Source organism: Thermomonas sp. XSG (assembly GCF_014678725.1).
In the GTDB taxonomy this organism is placed as follows: Bacteria; Pseudomonadota; Gammaproteobacteria; order Xanthomonadales; family Xanthomonadaceae; genus Thermomonas.
Map to the genome: position 1 here is coordinate 164,256 of NZ_CP061497.1, position 21,726 is coordinate 185,981.

20 protein-coding genes are annotated in these 21,726 nt (G+C 67.3%); 3 read left to right on the forward strand and 17 right to left on the reverse strand.

Annotation, left to right across the window (positions count from 1 at the left end; all coding sequences use genetic code 11):
• Nucleotide 1: 1 nt before the first annotated feature.
• The 13 genes from ICG51_RS00770 to ICG51_RS00830 are packed head-to-tail and all read right to left on the reverse strand — an operon-like array spanning nucleotide 2 to nucleotide 13,300.
• The gene (locus tag ICG51_RS00770; RefSeq protein ID WP_190281095.1) at nucleotides 2–1,513 is read right to left on the reverse strand and encodes an NADH-quinone oxidoreductase subunit M; all 1,512 of its coding nucleotides are present in this window, start codon (nucleotides 1,511–1,513) and stop codon (nucleotides 2–4) included.
• 31 nt (nucleotides 1,514–1,544) lie between these two features.
• Nucleotides 1,545–3,617 carry an NADH-quinone oxidoreductase subunit L gene (gene nuoL, locus ICG51_RS00775; protein WP_190281096.1) on the reverse strand — a complete coding sequence of 691 codons (2,073 nt, stop codon included), beginning with the start codon at nucleotides 3,615–3,617 and terminating at the stop codon, nucleotides 1,545–1,547.
• A 4-nt stretch (nucleotides 3,618–3,621) separates the two neighbouring features.
• Nucleotides 3,622–3,933 carry an NADH-quinone oxidoreductase subunit NuoK gene (gene nuoK, locus ICG51_RS00780; protein WP_028838294.1) on the reverse strand — a complete coding sequence of 104 codons (312 nt, stop codon included), beginning with the start codon at nucleotides 3,931–3,933 and terminating at the stop codon, nucleotides 3,622–3,624.
• 8 nt (nucleotides 3,934–3,941) lie between these two features.
• The gene (locus ICG51_RS00785; RefSeq protein WP_190281097.1) at nucleotides 3,942–4,613 is read right to left on the reverse strand and encodes an NADH-quinone oxidoreductase subunit J; all 672 of its coding nucleotides are present in this window, start codon (nucleotides 4,611–4,613) and stop codon (nucleotides 3,942–3,944) included.
• The gene (gene nuoI / locus ICG51_RS00790) at nucleotides 4,597–5,088 is read right to left on the reverse strand and encodes an NADH-quinone oxidoreductase subunit NuoI (protein ID WP_190281098.1); all 492 of its coding nucleotides are present in this window, start codon (nucleotides 5,086–5,088) and stop codon (nucleotides 4,597–4,599) included. The genes ICG51_RS00785 and nuoI overlap by 17 nt, the downstream gene beginning before the upstream one ends.
• Nucleotides 5,085–6,155: an NADH-quinone oxidoreductase subunit NuoH gene (nuoH, locus tag ICG51_RS00795; RefSeq protein ID WP_190282296.1), complete on the reverse strand. Its 1,071-nt coding sequence runs from the start codon at nucleotides 6,153–6,155 to the stop codon at nucleotides 5,085–5,087. Before nuoH ends, nuoI begins: the two co-directional genes overlap by 4 nt.
• Nucleotides 6,156–6,175: 20 nt before the next feature.
• Nucleotides 6,176–8,410, reverse strand: a complete 2,235-nt coding sequence (gene nuoG, locus ICG51_RS00800) for an NADH-quinone oxidoreductase subunit NuoG (protein ID WP_190281099.1) — start codon at nucleotides 8,408–8,410, stop codon at nucleotides 6,176–6,178.
• Entirely contained in the window at nucleotides 8,407–9,774 is a 1,368-nt protein-coding gene (gene nuoF, locus ICG51_RS00805; RefSeq protein ID WP_190281100.1) for an NADH-quinone oxidoreductase subunit NuoF, read from the reverse strand. The genes nuoG and nuoF overlap by 4 nt, the downstream gene beginning before the upstream one ends.
• Nucleotides 9,774–10,301: an NADH-quinone oxidoreductase subunit NuoE gene (gene nuoE / locus ICG51_RS00810; RefSeq protein WP_190281101.1), complete on the reverse strand. Its 528-nt coding sequence runs from the start codon at nucleotides 10,299–10,301 to the stop codon at nucleotides 9,774–9,776. Before nuoE ends, nuoF begins: the two co-directional genes overlap by 1 nt.
• Nucleotides 10,298–11,608 carry an NADH-quinone oxidoreductase subunit D gene (locus ICG51_RS00815; RefSeq protein ID WP_190281102.1) on the reverse strand — a complete coding sequence of 437 codons (1,311 nt, stop codon included), beginning with the start codon at nucleotides 11,606–11,608 and terminating at the stop codon, nucleotides 10,298–10,300. Before ICG51_RS00815 ends, nuoE begins: the two co-directional genes overlap by 4 nt.
• Nucleotides 11,605–12,360, reverse strand: a complete 756-nt coding sequence (locus ICG51_RS00820; protein WP_190281103.1) for an NADH-quinone oxidoreductase subunit C — start codon at nucleotides 12,358–12,360, stop codon at nucleotides 11,605–11,607. The genes ICG51_RS00815 and ICG51_RS00820 overlap by 4 nt, the downstream gene beginning before the upstream one ends.
• Nucleotides 12,357–12,947: an NADH-quinone oxidoreductase subunit B gene (locus ICG51_RS00825; RefSeq protein WP_190281104.1), complete on the reverse strand. Its 591-nt coding sequence runs from the start codon at nucleotides 12,945–12,947 to the stop codon at nucleotides 12,357–12,359. The genes ICG51_RS00820 and ICG51_RS00825 overlap by 4 nt, the downstream gene beginning before the upstream one ends.
• Entirely contained in the window at nucleotides 12,944–13,300 is a 357-nt protein-coding gene (locus ICG51_RS00830) for an NADH-quinone oxidoreductase subunit A (protein ID WP_187570707.1), read from the reverse strand. Before ICG51_RS00830 ends, ICG51_RS00825 begins: the two co-directional genes overlap by 4 nt.
• A gap of 334 nt (nucleotides 13,301–13,634) precedes the next feature.
• Between ICG51_RS00830 and ICG51_RS00835 the strand changes: the two genes are divergently transcribed.
• Nucleotides 13,635–15,446, forward strand: a complete 1,812-nt coding sequence (locus tag ICG51_RS00835) for a DEAD/DEAH box helicase (protein ID WP_190281105.1) — start codon at nucleotides 13,635–13,637, stop codon at nucleotides 15,444–15,446.
• Nucleotides 15,447–15,476: 30 nt separating this feature from the next.
• The gene (locus tag ICG51_RS00840; RefSeq protein ID WP_190281106.1) at nucleotides 15,477–16,676 is read left to right on the forward strand and encodes an NAD(P)/FAD-dependent oxidoreductase; all 1,200 of its coding nucleotides are present in this window, start codon (nucleotides 15,477–15,479) and stop codon (nucleotides 16,674–16,676) included.
• Between the two features lie 22 nt (nucleotides 16,677–16,698).
• Here ICG51_RS00840 and ICG51_RS00845 read toward each other — a convergent pair whose 3' ends face one another.
• On the reverse strand, nucleotides 16,699–16,857 hold the full coding sequence (locus ICG51_RS00845; protein ID WP_190281107.1) for a hypothetical protein: 159 nt from the start codon (nucleotides 16,855–16,857) through the stop codon (nucleotides 16,699–16,701).
• Nucleotides 16,854–17,606, reverse strand: coding sequence for a sulfurtransferase (locus ICG51_RS00850; protein ID WP_190281108.1), 753 nt, complete (start codon nucleotides 17,604–17,606; stop codon nucleotides 16,854–16,856). Before ICG51_RS00850 ends, ICG51_RS00845 begins: the two co-directional genes overlap by 4 nt.
• 69 nt (nucleotides 17,607–17,675) lie before the next feature.
• On the opposite strand from ICG51_RS00850, the gene ICG51_RS00855 reads away from it, so the two are divergent.
• Nucleotides 17,676–18,923 (forward strand): TIGR03862 family flavoprotein, encoded by a 1,248-nt coding sequence (locus ICG51_RS00855; RefSeq protein ID WP_190281109.1) that lies wholly within the window; start codon nucleotides 17,676–17,678, stop codon nucleotides 18,921–18,923.
• An 18-nt stretch (nucleotides 18,924–18,941) separates the two neighbouring features.
• Here ICG51_RS00855 and ICG51_RS00860 read toward each other — a convergent pair whose 3' ends face one another.
• Together ICG51_RS00860 and lysS are read right to left on the reverse strand one after the other, a co-directional pair.
• Nucleotides 18,942–20,027 carry an MraY family glycosyltransferase gene (locus ICG51_RS00860; RefSeq protein ID WP_190281110.1) on the reverse strand — a complete coding sequence of 362 codons (1,086 nt, stop codon included), beginning with the start codon at nucleotides 20,025–20,027 and terminating at the stop codon, nucleotides 18,942–18,944.
• A gap of 154 nt (nucleotides 20,028–20,181) precedes the next feature.
• Nucleotides 20,182–21,696, reverse strand: a complete 1,515-nt coding sequence (lysS, locus tag ICG51_RS00865) for a lysine--tRNA ligase (protein ID WP_190281111.1) — start codon at nucleotides 21,694–21,696, stop codon at nucleotides 20,182–20,184.
• Between the last annotated feature and the right edge of the window lie 30 nt (nucleotides 21,697–21,726).

Genomic DNA, 21,726 nt, shown 5'->3' on the forward strand with positions numbered 1-21,726 from the left:
CTCAAAGCTTGGTCGCGGCGAGCTGGGCCGCCAGTTGCGCGATGGACGGTTCCATCAGGTCGGTCAGCGGCTTGGGATTGATGCCCAGCGCCAGGGTGAAGGCGGCGAACACGCCCAGCACGATCCACTCGCGCGCGTTGATGTCCTTCAGTCCGGCGACGTGGGCGTTGCCCACCTCGCCCCAGATGATCCGCTTGGTCAGCCACAGCGAGTAGCCGGCGCCAATGATCAGGGTGAGCGCGGCAGCCAGGCCGATCAGCGGGTTGTGCTGGAACGCGGCCAGGATGACCACGAACTCGCCGACGAAACCGCTGGTGCCCGGCAGGCCCGAATTGGCCATCGCGAACAGCACCCAGAACAGCGCGAACCACGGCATCACCTTCGCCACGCCGCCGTAGTCCTTGATCATGCGGGTGTGCATGCGGTCGTACAGCACGCCGACGCTGGAGAACATCGCCGCGGAAATGAAGCCGTGCGAGATCATCTGGACCATCGCGCCCTGCAGGCCGAAGCGGGCGGTGTCGCCCAGGCCCTGGTCGCGCACCAGCGAGAACGCGATGAAGGTGCCGAGGATGACGAAACCCATGTGCGCGATCGACGAATAGGCGATCAGCTTCTTCATGTCCTCCTGCACCAGCGCCACCAGGCCGACATAGACGATGGCCACCAGGCTGAAGGCGATCATCAGCCAGGCGAACTCGTGGCCGGCATCCGGCACGATCGGCAGGGTGAAGCGCAGGAAGCCGTAGCCGCCGATCTTCAGCATGATCGCGGCAAGGATGACCGAGCCGCCGGTCGGCGCCTCCACGTGCGCGTCCGGCAGCCAGGTATGCACCGGGAACATCGGCACCTTGATCGCGAACGCACCGAAGAAGGCGAAGAACAGCCAGGTCTGCTCGGTCATGGTCAGCGGCAGCGCGGCCATGTCGGCGATCTGCCAGCTGCCGCCCTTCAGGTACAGGTACACCAGCCCGATCAGCATGAACACCGAGCCGAGGAAGGTGTACAGGAAGAACTTCAGCGAGGCGTAGATGCGGCGCGGGCCGCCCCACACGCCGATCACGATGAACATCGGGATCAGCATCGCCTCGAAGAACACATAGAACAGCATGGAATCGAGCGCGCAGAACACGCCGATCATCAGGCCTTCCAGGAACATCAGGCAGGCGAAGTACTGCGCCACGCGCTTGTCGACCGACCCCCACGCGCCAACGAGCACCAGTACGCCGACCAGCGTGGTCAGGCCGATCAGCGGCACCGACAGCCCGTCCGCGCCGAGGTGGTACTGGATGTCGTAGGCGGGGATCCAGGCGCGCTGCTCGACGAACTGCATCGCGGCGCTGCTGGCATCGAAGCCGGTGAACAGCGGGATGCTCAGCGCCAGGGAAACCAGCGCGAAGCCCAGCGCGATCCAGCGCGCAAGCTCGGGCCGCCGGTTGCCGGCAAGCAGGGAGAACACGCCGCCGAGAATCGGCAGCCAGATCAGAAGACTAAGCAGGGGCCAGTGGGTCACGCTTGCGGTTTCCATCTCGTCGGTTGCCGGCTTACTGCCAGTAGTACCGGGCCATCGCCAGCAGCGCGACCAGGCCCAGGATCATTGCGAATGCGTAGTGGTAGAGGTAGCCGGTCTGCACCTTGCGCAGCGCCGCGGCCACCGTGCCCACCAGGCTGACGGCGCCATTCACCGCGCCATCCACCACCCTGTTGTCGATCAGGCTGGACAGCCTGCCCAGCTTGACGCTACCGCCGGCCAGGCCGCCGATCCACAGGTCGTCCATGTAGTACTTGCGTTCCAGCAGCCGGATCGGCGCGGCGAGCGCGCGGGTGATGCCCGTGCGCAGCTCCGGCTTGACCAGGTACAGCAGCGTGGCCAGCGCGAAGCCCGCCAGCGCCAGCAAGAACGCCGGGGTCATGAAGCCGTGCAGCGCGAACGCCACCGGGCCGTGCCAGTCGGCCGCGGCAATCTTCGCCATCACGTCGCGCGCCGGCTCGACGAAGATCGCGCCGTCGAAGAAGCCCGCACCCTTCTCGTGGCCCGCCCAGTCGGTGCCGAACAGCATCGGACCGGCGGTGAAGAAGCCGATCACCACCGACGGGATCGCCAGCAGCACCAGCGGCAGGGTTACCACCCAGGGCGACTCGTGCGGCTCGTGCGCGCCGTGGTGGCCGTGGCCGTCGTCATGGTGGGCGTCGTGGTGCGCGTCATGGCCATGTCCATGGGCATCCCTGAAGCGCTCCTCGCCGAAGAAGGTCAGGTACAGCAGGCGGAAGCTGTAGAAGCTGGTCACGAAGGCCCCGAGAAGCACGGCCCAATACGCGTACTGCGCGATGAAGCCACCCTCGCCCGCGTGCTCGCCGGCAGCGACGATGATGGCGTCCTTCGAGTAGTAGCCGCTGAAGAACGGCGTGGCCACCAGCGCCAGCGTGCCCAGCCACATGGTGATGTGGGTCACCGGCATGTACTTGCGCAGGCCGCCCATCTTGCGCATGTCCTGCTCGTGGTGCATGCCGATGATGACCGAGCCGGCGCCGAGGAACAGCAGCGCCTTGAAGAATGCGTGGGTCATCAGGTGGTAGACCGCCGCCGAGTACGCGGACACGCCCAGCGCCACCGTCATGTAGCCCAGCTGCGACAGCGTGGAGTACGCCACCACGCGCTTGATGTCGTTCTGCACCATGCCGATCAGGCCGGTCCAGAACGCGGTGGTCGCACCGATGAACAGGACGAAATTGAGTGCGGTCTCGGACAGCTCGAACAGCGGCGACATGCGCGCCACCATGAAGATACCGGCGGTCACCATGGTCGCGGCGTGGATCAGCGCCGAGATCGGGGTCGGACCTTCCATCGAATCCGGCAGCCACACGTGCAGCGGCACCTGCGCCGACTTGCCCATGGCGCCGATGAACAGGCAGATGCAGATCACGGTAGCGATCGACCACGCCTGGCCCGGCAGGATCTCCACGCTCATGCCGCGGATGGCATCGGCGTTGGCGAACGCCTGCGCATAGTCGAGCGAACCGATCCAGTACAACACGCCGGCGATGCCCAGCAGGAAGCCGAAGTCGCCGACGCGGTTGACCAGGAACGCCTTGAGGTTGGCGAAGATCGCCGTCGGCTTCTTGTACCAGAAGCCGATCAGCAGGTAGGACACCAGGCCCACCGCTTCCCAGCCGAAGAACAGCTGCATGAAGTTGTTGCTCATCACCAGCATCAGCATGCTGAAGGTGAACAGCGAAATGTAGCTGAAGAAGCGCTGGTAGCCGTCGTCCTCGGCCATGTAGCCGATGGTGTAGATGTGCACCAGCAGCGAGACGAAGGTGACCACCACCATCATCATCGCGGTCAGCTTGTCCACCATGAAGCCGACGTTGACCGAGATATCGCCCACCTGCATCCAGGTGTAGAGGTTCTCGTTGAAGGTCGCCGCGCCCTGCATCAACTGCCACAGCACGTGCACGGACAGCGCGCAGCTGCCCGCCACGCCGAGGATGGTGGCGGTATGCGCGCCGGCGCGGCCGATCCGGCGGCCGAACAGGCCGGCGAGGATGCTGCCGATCAGCGGCAGCAGCACGACCAGCACCAGCTGGGTCTTGGAGATGAGGATTGCCGAATCCATCAGGTCAGCCCTTCAACGTATCGATGTCCGCCACGTCGATGCTGCGGCGGTTGCGGAACAGGGTCACCAGGATCGCCAGGCCGATCGCGGCCTCGGCAGCGGCAACGGTGAGGATGAAGAACACGAACACCTGCCCGGCGGCATCGCCCAGCGAACGCGAGAAGGCGACGAAGTTGATGTTCACCGAGAGCAGCATCAGCTCCAGCGAGATCAGCAGCATGATCACGTTCTTGCGGTTCAGGAAGATGCCGGCGACGCTGATGCAGAAGATCACCGCGCCCAGCGTCAGGTAGTGGCCCAGGGTCAGGGCGGACATCAGGTTGCTCATTGCGCGCCCTCCTCCGGCTTGGCATGCGCGGCCGGCACTTCCGCCTGCATCTTCACCATCCGCACGCGGTCGGCGACGCGCACGCGCACCTGCTCGGACGGGTTCTGGTGGCGGGCGCCGGGGCGCCTGCGCAGGGTCAGCATCACCGCCGCCACGACGGCCACGGTCAGGATCACCGCCGCCACTTCGAACGGCAGCATGAACTCGGTGAAAAGCGCACGCGCCAGCCACGTGGTGTTCGGCACGTCAGCGGCGACCGCGGCGTTTTCCGCCAGCGGCGCCTCGGCGGCGCTGCGCACCCCGATCAGGGCCAGCATCTGCACCAGCATCACCACCGCCACGACCAGGCCCACCGGCAGGTAGCGCACGTAACCCTGTCGGGCCGGCGCCTTGTCCATGTCCAGCATCATCACAACGAACAGGAACAGCACCATCACGGCACCGACGTACACCAGCACCAGCGCGATGCCGAGGAACTCGGCGCCGCCGATGATCCAGGTGCAGGCCACGGAGAAGAAGGTAAGCACCAGCCACAGCACGGCGTGGACCGGGTTGCGCGCGGTGATCGCCGCCAGCGCTGCGGCCGCGGCGACAGCCGCGAAACCGAGGAAGGCAAGGGTTTGCAGATCGAAGTCCATGCTCGGGTCGGCCTCAACGGTACGGGGCATCGGCGCCACGGCGCTCGGCGATCTCCGCCTCCAGGCGGTCGCCGATGGCCAGCAGCTTGGGCTTGGTCAGGATGTTCTGGCCGCGCTGGTCGAAGTGGTACTCGTGCACATGCGTCTCGACGATGGAGTCGGTCGGGCAGGACTCCTCGCAGAAACCGCAGAAGATGCACTTGAACAGGTCGATCTCGTAGCGGGTGGTACGGCGGGTGCCGTCGTCCGCACGCGGTCCGGCCTCGATGGTGATCGCCAGCGCCGGGCACACCGCCTCGCACAGCTTGCAGGCGATGCAGCGCTCTTCGCCGTTGGCGTAACGGCGCAGCGCATGCACACCGCGGAAGCGCGGCGACTGCGGGGTCTTTTCCATCGGGTACATCAGTGTGTACTTGGGACGGAACAGATATTTCAGCGTCAGCCACATGCCGCTGACCAGTTCCAGCAGCAGCAGGCTCTTGAAGTAGGAAACCACTTTGCTCATGCCGCCGCTCCCATCATGCCGTCGCCGATCACGCCGAAGTACACCAGCAGCGCGGTCACGAAGATCCAGCCGATGGTGATCGGGATGAACACCTTCCAGCCCAGACGCATGATCTGGTCATAGCGGTAGCGCGGGAACGTGGCACGGAACCAGATGAAGCAGCTGGCGAAGAAGAACACCTTGGCCAGCAGCCACCACCAGCCGTCGACCGACAGCAGCGGAATGCCCCAGCCGCCGAACGGGCTCAGCCAACCGCCGAGGAAGAAGATCGAGGTCAGGAAGCTGATCAGGATCATGTTCGCGTATTCGGCGAGGAAGAACAGCGCGAACTGCGAACCGGAATATTCCACCATGTGGCCGGCGACGATCTCCGATTCGCCTTCCACCACGTCGAACGGCGAGCGGTTGGTCTCGGCCACGCCGGAAACGAAATACACCACGAACAGCGGCGCCAGCGGAATCCAGAACCAGCCCAGGAAGCCCTTGCCGGCCTGCGCCATCACGATGTCGGACAGATTCAGGCTGCCGGCCGCGATCAGCACGCCGACCAGCGAGAAGCCCATCGCGATCTCATAGCTGATCATCTGCGCCGAGGCACGCATGGCGCCGAGGAAGGCGTACTTCGAGTTCGAGGCCCAGCCGGCGATGATCACGCCGTAGATGCCCAGCGAGGTCATCGCCAGCAGGTACAGCAGGCCGGCATTGGCATTGGACAGCACCACTTGGGCGTCGAACGGCACCACCGCCCAGGCCGCGCAGGCCGGCACCAGCGCCAGAAGAGGCGCCAACCGGTACAGCACCGGGTGGGCCACCGTGGGCTGCACCACTTCCTTGAACAGCAGCTTGAATACGTCGGCGAACGCCTGCAGCACGCCCCAACCCACGTACATGGGTCCGTGGCGGACATGCATCCAGCCGATCAGCTTGCGCTCCCACACCACGTAGAAGGCGACCGCGATGATCACCGGCATCAGGATGGCGAGGATCTTCAGCACGATCCACGCCAGCATGCCGACGGTGCCGAAGGACAGCAGCAACTCGCGCAGGGGGTCGATGGCGTATTGCATCAGGGGATTGCTCGCGATGTTCATGCGCGCGCGACCTCCAGCTTGGCGGCGGCCAACAGCGGCGCGGTGGCGCCGTAACCGGATTCCACCCACACACTGCCCGGCGCGACGCGCGGATCGATCGCTACCTGCAGCGTTGCCGTGCCGGCGGCGGTGGCGCACTTCGCCATGACGCCTTCGGCCAACCCCAACGCGGAGGCATCGGCCGGGTTCAGCGCGGCACGCGGGCCGCCATTGAGCGGATGTGCCTGCAGCGCGTCGCAGCGGCGGATCACGGCGTCGACGCGGTAGATCGCGGCCGAGCCCGCCACTTCCAGGCCATTGCCGACCACGGACGCGGACGCACCCCTGGCCACCTGCACCGCCTTCGGCGCAAGCCCTGCACGCAGGCCGGCCAGATCGGTGAATTCGAAGCCCGGCAGCGCCAGATCACCACCCAGCGCACGCAGCACGCGCCAGCCGGAATGCGCCAGCCCGGGCAGCTTGCCGGCGGCGACCGCCTGCTGCTCGATGCCGTCGAGGTTGGTTAGGGTGGCGTCGACTTCCGGCAGCGCGCCGATCGGCAGGATCACGTCGGCGACGGCGCGGGTCGACTGGCAGGCGAACTGGCTGAACGCCACCACCTGCGCGCCACCCAGGGCCTTCAGCGCGAGCTGCTGGTCGGCGAAGTCCAGGCCCGGCTCGATGCCGTAGATCACATAGGCCTTGCGCGGCTCACGCAGCATCGACTGCGCATCGCACGCGGTCGGCAGCACGCCGAGGCGGGACAGCCCCAGCGCGTTGGCGCCCTGCGGAATGCGGCACAGCCTGGCGTTCCTGGCCGCCGCGAAGTCGGCGGCGGCCTTGCGGATGGCGGCGGCATGCGGACCGTTCTCGGCCACGCCGCCCACGATCACCGCGATGTTGCCGGCATCGCCGACATCCACGGCGGCCAGCGCCGCAGCCAGCTGCGACGGCGGCACGATGGCCTTGGACGCGATGCTGAAGGTGAAATCGAAATCCACCGGGTTGACCACGTGGATCTTCGCGCCCTTCTTGAAGGCCTTGCGGATGCGCTGGTGCAGCAGCGGCACTTCATGGCGGACGTTGGAGCCGACGATGACGATGGCGTCGGCCGATTCGATCTCCGCCACCGGCATGCCGAACGCTTCCGCGGCGGCGCCATCGGACAGGTCGAGCTGAGCGATGCGATGATCGATGTTGCCGCTGCCCAGCCCAGAGGCGAGGCGAGCCAGCAGCGCACCCTCCTCGTTCGAGGTGGCCGGATGGGCCAGCACGCCTAGCGCGTCGCCGGCGTTGTCGCGCAGGATCTGCGACGCCATCGCCAGTGCTTCTTCCCAGCTGGCTTCGCGGAAGCCTTCGCCATCGCGGATCAGCGGAGCCGTGGCACGGTCGGCAGCAGACAGGCCTTCATGCGCATAGCGGTCTCGATCGGACAGCCAGCACTCGTTCACCGCCTCGTTGTCGCGCGGCACGCTGCGCAGCAGGTCGCCGCGACGGACGTGGTGGAACAGGTTGCTGCCCAGCGCGTCGTGGTAACCCAGCGACGGCCGCGCGGTCAGCTCCCACGGGCGCGCCTTGAAGCGGAACACCTTGTTGGTCAGCGCGCCCACCGGGCAGACGTCGATGACGTTGCCGGACAGCTCGGTGGTCAGCGGCTTGCCGTCGTAGGTACCGATCTGCAGGTTCTCGCCGCGGTACATGCCGCCCAGCTCGTAGGTGCCGGCGATTTCCGCGGTCACCCGGATGCAGCGCGTGCAGTGGATGCAGCGGGTCATCTCGCTGGCGACCAGCGGGCCGAGGTCTTCGTCCGCCACCGCGCGCTTGCGCTCGACGAAGCGGTTGACCGAGCGGCCGTAGCCCAGCGACAGGTCCTGCAGTTCGCACTCGCCGCCCTGGTCGCAGACCGGGCAGTCCAGCGGATGATTGATGAGCAGGAACTCCATCACGTTGCGCTGCGCCTTCAGCGCCTTGTCGTTGCGCGTGAAGACCTTCATGCCGTCCATCACCGGCGTGGCGCAGGCCGGCGACGGCTTCGGCGCGGCGCGGCCGCCGACCTCGGTGTCCACCAGGCACATGCGGCAGTTGGCGGCGATCGGCAGCTTCTCGTGGTAGCAGAAACGCGGGATCGGGACGCCGGCCTTGTCGGCGGCCTGGATGATCATCGAACCCTTGGGCGCGGCCATTTCGACGCCGTCGATGAAGACGGTGACGTGGTCCGGCGGCAGGTTCGGATTGACGGGTTGTGCGCTCACGCAACCACCTTCTCAGCCTTGACCAGCGTGCCTGCGCGTTCGTCATCGACGTAGAAGCGCTTGTTCACGATGGCGTATTCGAATTCGTGCCAGAAATGACGCAGGAAGCCCTGCACCGGCCACGCCGCGGCCTCGCCGAAGGCGCAGATGGTGTGACCCTCGATCTGCCCGGCGGCGGCGCGCAGCATGTGCAGGTCGTCCATCGTGGCGTCGAGGTTGGCGATGCGGGTCAGCATCCGGTGCATCCAGCCGGTGCCTTCGCGGCACGGGGTGCACTGGCCGCAGCTTTCGGCCTTGTAGAACTGGCTGATGCGCTGGCAGGCGCGGACCATGCAGGTGGTCTCGTCCATCACCACCACCGCGCCGGAGCCGAGGCCGGAACCGGCCTTCTGGATCGCGTCGTAGTCCATGGTCAGCTGCATCATCGTCTCGCCCGGCAGCACCGGCATCGACGAACCGCCCGGGATCACCGCCTTGATGCGGTGGCCGTTGCGCATGCCGCCGCACATCTCCAGCAGTTCCGCGAACGGGGTGCCCAGGCGGATTTCGTGGTTGCCCGGACTGGCCACGTGGCCGGAGACCGAGAAGATCTTGCAGCCGCCGTTGTTGGGCTTGCCCAGCGACATGAACCATTCGGGGCCGTTGCGCACGATCGCCGGCACCGAGGCGTAGGTCTCGGTGTTGTTGATCGTGGTCGGCTTGCCGTACAGGCCGAAGTTGGCCGGGAACGGCGGCTTGTAGCGCGGCTGGCCCTTCTTGCCTTCCAGCGATTCCATCAGCGCGGTTTCCTCGCCGCAGATGTAGGCGCCCGCGCCCAGCGCGTTGTGGATGTCGATGTCGATGCCGCTGCCGAGGATGTTCTTGCCCAGCCAGCCGTGCTTGTAGGCTTCCGCCAGCGCCTCTTCGATGTGCTCGAAGGGCTCGTGGTGGAACTCGCCGCGCATGTAGTTGTAGGCGACCTTGGTATTGGTCGCGTAGCAGGCGATGGCCAGGCCTTCCAGCACGGCGTGCGGGTTGTAGCGCAGGATGTCGCGGTCCTTGCAGGTGCCCGGCTCGGATTCGTCCGAGTTGCACAGGATGTACTTCTCGCCATCGTGCTTGGGCATGAAGCTCCACTTCAGCCCGGTCGGGAAGCCCGCGCCACCGCGGCCACGCAGGCCGGACGCCTTGACCATCTCGATGATGTCGGCCGGCGGGATCTTCTCGGTCAGCACCTTGCGCAGCGCCTGGTAGCCACCGGTCTTGAGGTAGTTCTCGTACGACCACGGCTTGTCGAAGTGCAGCGTCGTGTAGACCGCCTGGTGTTCCTTCGGCGCCGGGCCGACCGGGCCGTAACCTTCCGAATAGTGCGAATGTCCGCCCATCACTTCAGCCCGTCCAGCAGCTCGTCCACCTTCGCGAGGTCGAGCTTCTCGTGGTAATGCCCGTTGATGACCACCACCGGCGCACCGCAGCACGCCGCGACGCATTCTTCCTCGCGCTTGAGGTAGACGCGGCCGTCGGCGGACGACTCGCCCAGCTTGCAGCCCAGCTTCTGCTCGGCATGCGCCACCAGCGCTTCGGCGCCGTTGAGCCAGCAACTGATGTTGGTGCAGAACGCCACGTTGTTGCGGGCGACCGGCTTGGTCTCGAACATCGAATAGAAGGTGGCGACCTCGTAGGCCCACACCGGCGGCAGGTCCAGGTACTTGGCCACGGCCGCGATCAGTTCATCGGTCAGCCAGCCGCCGTTCTGTTCCTGCGCGGCGAACAGGCCCTGCAGCACCGCGGAGCGCTTGCGCTCCGGCGGGAATTTGGTCAACCAGTGGTCGATATGCGCGCGCGTCGCGTCCGACAGTGCCACCATCGGATCGACATTGCGGCAGGCTTCGAAATTGCCCGTCGCTTTCATCGGTCAACCTCACCAAACACGATGTCATAGGTGCCGATCATCGCCACCACGTCGGACAGCATGTGTCCCTTCGTGATTTCGTCCATCGACGAGAGATGGGCAAAGCCCGGCGCGCGCAGGTGCACGCGGAACGGCTTGTTAGCGCCGTCGCTGACCAGGTAGCAGCCGAACTCGCCCTTGGGCGCTTCCACCGCGGCGTAAGTCTCGCCGGCGGGCACGCAATAGCCCTCGGTGAACAGCTTGAAGTGGTGGATCAGCGCTTCCATGCTCTGCTTCATGTCCGCGCGCGACGGCGGCGCAACCTTGTAGTTGTCCAGCATCACCGGACCTGGGTTGGCCCGCAGCCACGCAACGCACTGCGCGATGATCCGGTTGGACTGGCGCATCTCGGCCATGCGCACCAGATAGCGGTCGTAGCAGTCGCCGTTGACGCCCACCGGGATGTCGAAATCGACTTCCGCATACTTGGCGTAGGGCTGCTTCTTGCGCAGGTCCCACTCGATGCCGGAGCCGCGCAGCATCGCGCCGCTCATGCCCCAGGCCTTGGCCTGTTCCGGGGTGACCACGCCGATGCCGACGGTGCGCTGCTTCCAGATGCGGTTGTCGGTGAGCAGCGTCTCGTATTCGTCCATCCGCGCCGGGAAGTCGCGGGTGAACTGCTCGAGGAAATCGAGCAGCGAGCCCTCACGCCACTCGTTGAAGCGCTTGAGCTTCGCGCCGTTGCGCCACGGCGACTCCTTGTACTTCGGCATCCTGTCCGGCAGGTCGCGGTAGACGCCGCCCGGACGGTAGTAGGCCGCGTGCATGCGCGCGCCGGAGACCGCCTCGTAGCAGTCCATCAGCTCTTCGCGCTCGCGGAACGCGTACAGGAACACCGCCATCGCGCCGAGGTCGAGCCCGTTCGATCCCAGCCACATCAGGTGGTTGAGGATGCGGGTGATCTCGTCGAACATCGTGCGGATCCACTGCGCGCGTTCCGGCGCCTCGATCCCCATCAGGTTCTCGATGGCGCGCACGTAGGCGTGCTCGTTGCACATCATCGACACGTAGTCCAGCCGGTCCATGTACGGGATCGACTGGTTGAACGGCTTGGACTCGGCCAGCTTCTCGGTGCCGCGATGCAGCAGCCCGACGTGCGGGTCGCAGCGGCGCACCACCTCGCCGTCCATTTCCAGAATCAGGCGCAGCACGCCGTGCGCGGCCGGATGCTGCGGGCCGAAGTTCAGCGTGTAGTTGCGGATTTCCTGCGCCGCTTCCGCCGGATTGCTGGCGAAAGTGTCGCTGCCGGGATGCAGGACGTCGCTCATCGGCGCGCCTCCCGCTGCAGGATGCGGTTGTCGCGCTCGGCCTCGGCGGTCGCGAAGCGGGCGTCGTCGCGGATCACGCGGGCCACGCCCACGCGCGGCTCCACGCTGGTGACGGGCTCATACACCACGCGCTTCTTCTCCTCGTCGTAGCGCACTTCCACGTTGCCGATCAGCGGGAAGTCCTTGCGGAACGGATGGCCCACGAAACCGTAGTCGGTCAGGATCCGGCGCAGGTCGGGATGGCCGTCGAACACCACGCCGAACAGGTCGAACGCCTCGCGCTCGAACCAGTTGGCGCCGGGCCACAGGCCGGTCACCGACGGCACCACCGGCACGCCATCGTCCGGCGCGAAAACCCGCACGCGCAGGCGCAGGTTGCGGGGGATAGACAGCAGCTGCAGCACCACCGCGAAGCGGCGGCTGGCGCGTTCGTCGGAGACGACCCGGGTGCCGGCCTCGTGACTGGGCGACTCGCCCCAGTTGAAGCGCCCGGGGCCCTGCCCTTCGACGCCACGGCTGAAACCTTCGGACGAGACACCGACGGTGTCCCATTCATCGCTGCCGTAGCCCAGGTAGTCGACGCCGCACAGGTCGGTGAAGGTGTCGAAGCCGAACTCGTCGCGCAGCGCCTGGCAGGCGGCAAGGTAATCGGCCGGCGCCACCTCGAGGGTGACCTCGCCGCGCGGCAGCGCGACCTGCACCGCCTGCACTCCGAAACGCGCGGCCAGCTGTTCGGACAGTTGCCTGCTCATGCGCGCGCGCCCTCCGGCTTGGGCGTCCGCGAATACGGATTCTGTTCCATCCGGCGGATCTTCTTCTGCAGCTGCAGGATGCCGTACACCAGCGCCTCGGCGGTCGGCGGACAGCCCGGCACGTACACGTCGACGGGGACCACGCGGTCGCAGCCGCGCACCACCGAGTAGGAGTAGTGGTAGTAGCCGCCGCCGTTGGCGCAGCTGCCCATGGAGATCACCCACTTGGGGTCGGGCATCTGGTCATAGACCTTACGCAGCGCCGGGGCCATCTTGTTGACCAGGGTGCCGGCCACGATCATCACGTCGGACTGGCGCGGCGACGGGCGGAACACCACGCCGTAGCGGTCCATGTCCAGGCGCGCCGCGCCCGCCTGCATCATTTCCACCGCGCAGCAGGCCAAGCCGAAGGTCATCGGCCACATCGAACCGGTGCGCGCCCAGTTCCACAGCGCGTCGAGGCTGGTGGTGACGTAGCCGTTCTGCAACAGCGGGTTGTCGCCCTCGGGACGCAGGATGTCATCCAGCCGCCCTTCCGGCAGCGGGTTGCTGGCGGCTTCCAGAACTGATTGGACGATATTGCTCATTCCCACTCCAGCGCGCCGCGCTTCCACACGTACACGAAGCCGATCACCAGCAGCGTGAGGAACACGCCCATCTCGATCAGGCCGAACACCCCCAGCTCGCGGAACACCACGGCCCAAGGGAAGACGAAGGCGATTTCCAGGTCGAACACGATGAACAGGATCGCGACCAGGTAGTAGCGCACGTCGAACGGCATGCGCGCGTTCTCGAAGGCGCCGAAGCCGCACTCGTAGGGCGAGAGTTTTTCGCCGGAGGGCCGCTTGGGACCGAGGACGTTGCCGACGATGATCAGGGCGATGCCGATCCCGGTGGCGACGATCAAAAACAGCAGGGTGGGCAGGTATTCGGCCAGCACGCTTGCCTCTTCTAGTTGTTCGTGGGCTTGCCGGCCATGATGGCCGCTCGCTAACAGCCGCGCATTCTAACCGCCGGGATACCACCGCGGCCATACCTTCACGACCAAATGCACGCGAAGTGCGCACGATTTTGCACTCGGGCGCACCCGCAAGCGCACAGCACAAGAATCGTTCGCATCCACGGCCGGCAAAATACCCGGATCGATTCCCCAGGCATCGCACGGCCGCTTCCGCCACCTGCCCCGGGCATCTTGCGGATTGGAGCCCGTACTCGTGACATGGCGCGTACAATGCGTGCCCCCTTAACCTTCGGCGATTCCGCCCCAAGGCAACATGAGCGCCGACAACGCGACCCTGCTGTTCACCGACCTCGGCCTGCCCGAGACCCTGCTGGCCGCCCTGCGCGACGTCGGCTATGAGTCACCCTCCCCGATCCAGGCCGCGACCATCCCGCCGCTGCTGGAAGGCCGCGACGTGCTGGGCCAGGCCCAGACCGGCACCGGCAAGACCGCCGCGTTCGCCCTGCCCGCGCTGTCGCGGCTCGACGCCCCAGCCGGCAAGCCACAGGTGCTGGTGCTGGCCCCGACCCGCGAGCTGGCGATCCAGGTGGCGGAGGCGTTCCAGACTTATGCCAAGCACATCCCCGGCTTCCAGATCCTGCCGATCTACGGCGGCCAGGGCTACGGCCCGCAGCTGCATGCGCTCAAGCGCGGCGTGCACGTGGTGGTCGGCACCCCCGGCCGCGTCATCGACCACCTGGAGCGCGGCACGCTGGACCTGTCCTCGCTGCGCATGCTGGTGCTGGACGAGGCCGACGAAATGCTGCGGATGGGCTTCATCGACGACGTCGAAGCCATCCTCAAGAAGACGCCCGAGACCCGCCAGGTGGCGCTGTTCTCCGCCACCATGCCGGCGCCGATCAAGCGGATCGCCCAGACCTACCTGAAGGACCCGGTGGAAATCGCCATCAAGGCGCAGACCACCACCGCCGCCAGCATCCGCCAGCGCTACTGGATGGTCAGCGGCGTCAACAAGCTGGACGCGCTGACCCGGATCATGGAAGCCGAGCCGTTCGACGCGATGATCATCTTCGCGCGCACCAAACTGGGTACCGACGAGCTGGCCGAAAAGCTGGCGGCGCGCGGCTTCAGCGCCGCGGCGATCAATGGCGACGTGGAACAGAAAACCCGCGAGCGCACCATCCAGCGCCTGAAGGAAGGCCAGATCGACGTGCTGGTGGCCACCGACGTGGCCGCGCGCGGGTTGGACGTGGAGCGGATCAGCCACGTGCTGAACTACGACATCCCCTACGACACCGAGAGCTACGTCCACCGCATCGGCCGCACCGGCCGCGCCGGCCGCAGCGGCGAGGCGATCCTGTTCGTGGCGCCGCGTGAGCGCGGCATGCTGGGCGCGATCGAGCGCGCCACCCGGCAGAAGATCGAGCAGATGAACCTGCCCAGCGTGGACGCGGTGAACGAGCGCCGCGTGGCGAAGTTCCTCGACAAGATCGACGCTGCGTTGGGCAGTGACGACCTGTCGGTGTTCCGCGGTCTGGTGGAGCGCTACGAGCAGGAAAAGAACGTGCCGGCGGTGGAGATCGCCGCGGCGCTGGCCAAGCTGGTGCAGGGCAAGACGCCGTTGTTGTTGCCCAAGCCGGCCGTGCCGGAAAAACCCTTCACCGCGGGCGAAGGCCGCCCGCAGCGGAGCGAGCGCCCCGCGCGCGAGCCGCGTGAACGCACCCCGCGCGAGCCGCTGCCGGCCGATGTGGGCATGCGCACGTACCGTATCGAAGTGGGCTACCAGCACGGCGCGCAGCCGGGGCATATCGTCGGCGCGATCGCCAACGAGGCGGACCTGGAATCGCGCTACATCGGCCGCATCGACATCCGCGATGATTACACCCTGGTCGATCTGCCCGAGGGGATGCCGCCGGAGCTGCTGGAACACCTGCAGCAGGTGCGGGTGGCGAGCAAGCCGCTGCGGATGAAGCCGGCCAGCGACGCCGATATCGACGCACCGAAGCGCAAGCGCAGCTTCGGTCCGCCGCGCGACGGCGACCGCCCCGGTGGTCCGCGCAAACCCGGCGGGTTCAAGCCCGGCGGACGCAAACCGGGCGGATTCAAGCCGCGCGGGCCGCGCTGATCGCCCACTTGCTGCCCTGATTGTCCGCGGATGACGCCCGCATCCCACTGCGATGCCGTCGTCATCGGTGCTGGCGCCGCCGGCCTGATGTGCGCGCTGGCGGCCAGCCGGCGCGGTCTGCGCGTGCTCGTCGTCGACCACGCCAACAAGGTCGGCAAGAAGATCCTGATGTCCGGCGGCGGACGGTGCAATTTCACCAATACCGGCACCACGCCCGCCAACTATCTGTCGGCCAACCCACACTTCTGCAAGTCGGCGCTGGCCCGCTACACGCCCTGGCATTTCATCGAGATGGTGGAGCGGCACGGCATCGCCTACCACGAGAAAGAGCTGGGCCAGCTGTTCTGCGACGAGTCCTCCAGGCAGATCGTGGCGATGCTGCTGGCCGAATGCGCCGACGCGGGGGTGGAGATCCGCACCCATTGCGCCATCGAGCGGGTGGAACACACCGACGCCGGCCGCTTCCGCCTGGATACCGTGCAGGGGCGCTTCGAAGCCGCCTCGCTGGTGGTGGCCAGCGGCGGCCTGTCGATCCCCAGCATGGGCGCCAGCGGCTTCGGCTACCAGCTCGCACAGCAGTTCGGCCACGCCGTGCTGCCGACGCGTGCCGGGTTGGTACCGCTGACCCTGAGCGGCAAGCATGCGGAGCGGCTGCACGACCTGGCCGGCGTGGCGCTGCCGGTGGAAGCCCGCTGCAATGGCGCCAGCTTCCGCAACTTCATGCTGGTCACCCACCGCGGCATCAGCGGTCCGGCGATCCTGCAGATCTCCAACTACTGGCAGCCGGGCGACGACCTGCGTCTGGACCTGTTGCCGGCAACCGACGTCGATGCGCTGCTGCGCGACTGGCAGCAATCGCGGCGCGACGCCGAACTTAAGACGCTGTTGGCCGAGGTGTTGCCCAAGCGCTTCGCCCAACGGCTGTGCGAGCACTGGCTGGCCAGCAAACCGCTGCGCCAGTACACCCCGCGCGAGCTGGACGGCATCGCCGCGCTGCTGCGCGACTGGCCGCTGGTAGCCAGCGGCACCGAAGGCTACCGCACCGCCGAGGTGACCCTGGGCGGCGTGGACACCGACGGCCTGTCGTCCAGTACGATGATGTCGCGCCACGTGCCGGGCCTGCATTTCATCGGCGAGGTCGTGGACGTCACCGGCTGGCTGGGCGGCTACAACTTCCAGTGGGCTTGGGCCAGCGGCCACGCGGCCGGACAGGCGCTGGGCGGGCCCTGAGGCGGACGCGGCGCCGCCCGAGTCAGATGAAGGGCACCAGCGGCAGCCCCAGATAGGGATGTACCAGCCACCACAGGCCCACTACCGCGGCCAACCACAGCAGCAGTTTGACCAGCGCGCTGGCGACCTTCAACGCCAGCCACACGCCCAGCACCACCAGCACGATCGCAACCCAGTTCATGCGGCCTCTCCTGCCGACATCGGCCGCAGCTGCGGGTCTAGCGCCACCCGCTCGTCGAACACGAAACAGCCGCCCGCATAGCCCACGCCGCCCACCTGCTCGAAATACCCAAGGATGCCGTCATCCAACTGCAGCACGCTGTCCATGCCGTCGGCGCGCAGCCACAGCGCGGCCTTCTCGCAGCGGATCCCGCCGGTGCAGAAGCTGACCACCGCCGCATCGCGCAACGCCTCGCGGTGCGGAGCCAGCGCCGCCGGCAGGTCGGTGAAGCGGTCGATGGGCAGGGTCAACGCGCCGTCGAAGGTGCCGTATGCGACCTCCTGCTGGTTGCGCGTGTCCAGCAGGACAAGCCGGCGCCCGGCATCATCGCGGCCGCCCTGCGCGATCCAGCGCGCCAGCGTGGCCGGGGCCACCGTCGGCGCGCGCTCGCCAACTTGCAGCGGCGAGGCCGCCTCGCGCCGGAACGTGATGATTTCTGCCTTGCGCTTCACCTTCAATCGCGCAAACGGCACCGTCTCGCTCCAGCTTTCCTTCGCATGCAGCGCGGCGAAGCGCGGGTCCTGGCGCAGCCCCTCCAGGAAACCGCGCAACGGCGCTTCGGCGCCGGCCAGGAACAGGTTCAGGCCTTCCGGCGTCACCAGCATGGTGCCCCGCAGCCCTGCTGCCTCGGCCTGCGTGCGCAGGCGCGCGGCGAGCGCATCGGCATCGTCGATGACCACGAACAGATAGGCGGCGATGTTGAGGATCATGCTGGGTCCGGCTGGCACAAACCAGCCATTCTAGTCGCCCTGCGGCGGCGGCCGTGGAATCATGTGCGGATGCCCGAAACCCCACACACCCGCCGCGTTGCCGTGATTGGCGGCGGCCCCGCCGGCCTGATGGCTGCCGAAGCCGCGCGCGCCGACGGCGCCGAGGTGCATCTGTTCGAGGCCAAGGGCTCGGTGGGGCGCAAGTTCCTGATCGCCGGCAAGGGGGGATTGAACCTGACTCACGGCGAAGCCCGCCCCGACTTCGACATGCGTTACCGCGAGCGGGCCGGCGAAATCGGCCGCTGGCTGGACGCCTTCGACGCCGACGCGCTGCGCGCGTGGGCGCACGGGCTGGGCGTGGATACCTACGTCGGCAGTTCCGGGCGGGTGTTCCCGCTGGACCGCAAGGCCGCGCCATTGCTGCGCACGTGGGTACGGCGACTGAAGGAGTCCGGGGTACAGATGCACGTCCAGCACCGATGGCAGGGCTGGGACGAGGCCGGCGCGCTGCGCTTCGACACGCCCAACGGCGCCACCACGTTCGCCGCGGATGCGCTGGTGCTGGCACTGGGCGGCGGCAGCTGGCCGCAGTTGGGATCGGACGCCGGCTGGGTGGCGTTGCTGACCGCGCGCGGCATCGACATCTCGCCGCTGGCGCCCGCCAACTGCGGGTTCGACGTCGGCTGGAGCGCGTTGCTGGCCGGGAAATTCGCCGGCGCGCCGTTGAAGCCGGTGGTGGCGCACTGGCAGGACGCTGTGGGTACCGCGCACGCCCTCCAGGGCGAATGCGTGCTGACCGAAACCGGCATCGAAGGCAGCCTGGTCTATGCCATCGCCGCAGACCTGCGCACCACCATCGCCCGCGACGGCAGCGCGATGCTGGAACTGGACCTTGCACCCGGCCGCGACCTGGAACGTCTGCAGGCCGATCTGTCGAAGCCGCGCAAGAGCCGCAGCCTGGGCGAACACCTGCGCCGGCAGGCGGGGCTAGATGCTGCCAAATGCGCGTTGGTGTTCGAGGTGCTGGACAAAGCCGCGCTGCAGGACATGGCTGCCGTCGCTGCGACCATCAAGAACTTACCGCTACGCCTGCTTCGCCCACGCCCACTGGCGGAAACGATCTCCACGGCCGGCGGCGTCAGGCTGGAAGCGCTGGACGATTCGCTGATGCTGCGCGAACGGCCCGGGATCTTCTGCGCGGGCGAGATGCTCGACTGGGAGGCCCCCACCGGCGGCTACCTGCTGACCGCCTGCTTCGCCAGCGGGCTGGTGGCCGGCCGCGGCGCCGCGGCGTGGCTGGCGCGGACGCCAGCCTGAGCCCGCGGGCGGTGAAGCTCAGTCCAAGTCCCGCACCGCCCCTTTGACCACCACCGGTGCGGCGCTCCCCCGGAACCTGCGGAAAAACGCCACCGCGCGCGCGCGCCTGCGGCTCAGCAGGTACCAACCGATGCACAGGCCGACGAAAGCGATGAGCAGCAGCGGGTTGGGCACGTCCAGGCGCATCGCCTGGCCGGCCACCAGCCCGCACAGCAGGCTGAACCAGGTAAGGTGCAACGCCGCCCGGGTGGGCCCGAAACCCGCATCCTGCATGATGTGATGGATGTGGTCGCGCCCGGCCGAGAACGGAGACCGCCCTTCCTGCAGGCGCCGCAGGATCAGCACCAGACAGTCCATGACCGGCACCGGCAGCAACCACAGCGCCAGCACCGGGTTCACCGGATGCCCCGGATTCTGGGTCAGCCGGAACATGACCCAGGCGATCAGCAAGCCCAGCAGGGCGCTGCCGGCATTGCCCAGGAACACTTTCGCGCGCGGCCGCCACGGCAGGCGCATGTTCCAGGCCAGGAAGCCCGCGAGCGCACCGCACAGCACCGACAGCCGCCCCGCCAGCACCTCGTTGCCAGCGTACATCGCGGCAAACGCAAGCATCCCCAGCGCCGCCAGCCCCAGCAGGCCAGCCAGCCCATCGGCACCATCGATCATGTTCATAGCGTTGATGATGCCGATGGTGGCAAACACCGTGAACGGCACCGACAGCCAGCCGAGCGACATCTCGCCCAGGCCGAATACCGGGCCGATCTGCTCGACACGTACCCCGCCCCAGTAAATGATCATCAGCGCCGCTACGGCCTGTCCGAGCACCCGCGTGTACCAGCGCATGTCGCGCAAATCGTCGTAAAGGCCCATCGCCACCAGCAGGACCGAGGCGGCCAGCAGCGAATGGACCGCATGGCTGGAGGACTGGAACCAGAGCAGCACCACCGCGCTGCCGACGAAGATGGCCAGGCCGCCGGTGACTGGCGTGGGGGACTGATGGTCCTTGCGGCCCCCGGGGCAATCCAGCAGCCCCAGCCTGCAGGCCGCAGGCTGTATCAACCAAAGCACGCCTGCGGTAACGGCGAACGCCAGCAGCGTGGCCAAGGGGTCGAACCCAAGGAACTTGTGCAACATCCTGTTGCTCCGGCCGGACCAGAACCCCGAGTCTACGGCCTGACGGGTTGTTTTGCCGTTCACGGGACGGGCGACAGTACCCTGGGCCCGGAATGCCGCCTCGCCCACCCGACCGGGTTGGCGCTTACGCGTGCTCGGGTCGCATGTACGGGAACAGCAGCACGTCGCGGATCGAGCTGGAGCCGGTCAACAACATCACGAAGCGGTCGATGCCCACGCCCAGCCCGCCGGTGGGCGCAAGGCCCACCTCGAGCGCGCGGATGTAATCGGCATCGAAATGCATGGCCTCGTCGTCGCCTGCGTCCTTCGCCTCGACCTGGGCGCGGAAGCGCGCGGCCTGGTCTTCCGGGTCATTCAGCTCCGAGAACCCGTTCGCCAGCTCCTTCCCGCCGACGAACAGCTCGAAGCGATCGGTGATGCCGGGCTCGCTGTCGGATTCGCGCGCCAGCGGACTGACTTCTACCGGGTAGTGGGTGATGAAGGTCGGCTGGATCAGCCCGGTTTCGACGGTCTTCTCGAAGATCTCCAGCAGCAGCTTGCCCCAACCGTAGCCGGGCTTGACCGGAATCTTCAGTCGCGCGCAATGCGCGGCCAGTGCGGCGCGGTCGCGGCAGTCGGCGGCCGAGATCTCCGGGTTCAGCTCGCGCACCGCCTCCTCCAGCTTCCAGCGGCGGAAGGCCGGGCCGAGATCGATGGTGTTGCCGTCCCACTCGAATACGGTCGTGCCCATTGCTTCCCGGGCGACGTCGCGCATCATGCCTTCGGTCAGGTCCATCACTTCGGTGTACGTGGCGTAGGCCTCGTACAGCTCCAGCATGGTGAACTCGGGGTTGTGGCGGGTGGACACGCCTTCGTTGCGGAAATTGCGGTTGATCTCGTAGACGCGCTCCAGCCCGCCGACCACCAGGCGCTTGAGGTAGAGCTCCGGCGCCACCCGCAGGAACAGCTGCAGGTCCAGCGCGTTGTGGTGGGTCACGAACGGGCGCGCAGTGGCGCCGCCGGCGATGTACTGCATCATCGGCGTTTCCACTTCGAGGAAGCGGCGCGCGTCCAGCCAGTGGCGGATCGCGCGGACGATGCGCGAGCGGGCGATGAAGACTTCGCGCGCCTCCGGGGTGACGATCAGGTCGACATAGCGCTGGCGGTAGCGCTGCTCGACATCGCTCAGGCCGTGGAACTTGTCCGGCAGCGGCCGCAGGGACTTCACCAGCAGGCGCAACGAGGCGGCCTTGACCGACAGCTCGCCGGTCTTGGTGCGCATCAGGCCGCCCTCGGCGGCCACGATGTCGCCGATGTCCCAGCCCTTGAACGCCTCGTACGCCTCACCCAGCACGTTGGCCTGCAGGAACAGCTGGATCCGGCCGCTCATGTCCTGGATGGTGGCGAACGCGGCCTTGCCCATGACGCGCTTTGCCAGGATGCGGCCGGCGATTGCGACGGCACGGCCATCGGCTTCCAGCACTTCCCCGGTCCAGCGCTCGGCGTCCGCATACTCCGACTGCAGGTCGCCGGCAAAGTCCGCGCGACGGAAATCATTCGGGTAGGCGCCTCCCTGCCCACGCAGCGCGGCCAGCTTGGCACGGCGCTCGGCGATCAGGTGGTTTTCGTCGACAGGCTGGGAGGCGGTGGTTTCGTTCATGGGTAATCCGTCACGCGCGCTGCCGGCAGC

Coding starts and splice junctions, on each gene's coding strand:
- nuoL (WP_190281096.1), bottom strand. CDS start 3,617: ATGGATTCGGCAATCCTCATCTCCAAGACCCAGCTGGTGCTGGTCGTG.
- nuoK (WP_028838294.1), bottom strand. CDS start 3,933: ATGTCCGCCCTGACCCTGGGCCACTACCTGACGCTGGGCGCGGTGATC.
- ICG51_RS00785 (WP_190281097.1), bottom strand. CDS start 4,613: ATGCCCCGTACCGTTGAGGCCGACCCGAGCATGGACTTCGATCTGCAA.
- nuoI (WP_190281098.1), bottom strand. CDS start 5,088: ATGAGCAAAGTGGTTTCCTACTTCAAGAGCCTGCTGCTGCTGGAACTG.
- nuoH (WP_190282296.1), bottom strand. CDS start 6,155: ATGCAATACGCCATCGACCCCCTGCGCGAGTTGCTGCTGTCCTTCGGC.
- nuoF (WP_190281100.1), bottom strand. CDS start 9,774: ATGGGCGGACATTCGCACTATTCGGAAGGTTACGGCCCGGTCGGCCCG.
- nuoE (WP_190281101.1), bottom strand. CDS start 10,301: ATGAAAGCGACGGGCAATTTCGAAGCCTGCCGCAATGTCGATCCGATG.
- ICG51_RS00815 (WP_190281102.1), bottom strand. CDS start 11,608: ATGAGCGACGTCCTGCATCCCGGCAGCGACACTTTCGCCAGCAATCCG.
- ICG51_RS00820 (WP_190281103.1), bottom strand. CDS start 12,360: ATGAGCAGGCAACTGTCCGAACAGCTGGCCGCGCGTTTCGGAGTGCAG.
- ICG51_RS00825 (WP_190281104.1), bottom strand. CDS start 12,947: ATGAGCAATATCGTCCAATCAGTTCTGGAAGCCGCCAGCAACCCGCTG.
- ICG51_RS00835 (WP_190281105.1), top strand. CDS start 13,635: ATGAGCGCCGACAACGCGACCCTGCTGTTCACCGACCTCGGCCTGCCC.
- ICG51_RS00840 (WP_190281106.1), top strand. CDS start 15,477: ATGACGCCCGCATCCCACTGCGATGCCGTCGTCATCGGTGCTGGCGCC.
- ICG51_RS00845 (WP_190281107.1), bottom strand. CDS start 16,857: ATGAACTGGGTTGCGATCGTGCTGGTGGTGCTGGGCGTGTGGCTGGCG.
- ICG51_RS00850 (WP_190281108.1), bottom strand. CDS start 17,606: ATGATCCTCAACATCGCCGCCTATCTGTTCGTGGTCATCGACGATGCC.
- ICG51_RS00855 (WP_190281109.1), top strand. CDS start 17,676: ATGCCCGAAACCCCACACACCCGCCGCGTTGCCGTGATTGGCGGCGGC.
- lysS (WP_190281111.1), bottom strand. CDS start 21,696: ATGAACGAAACCACCGCCTCCCAGCCTGTCGACGAAAACCACCTGATC.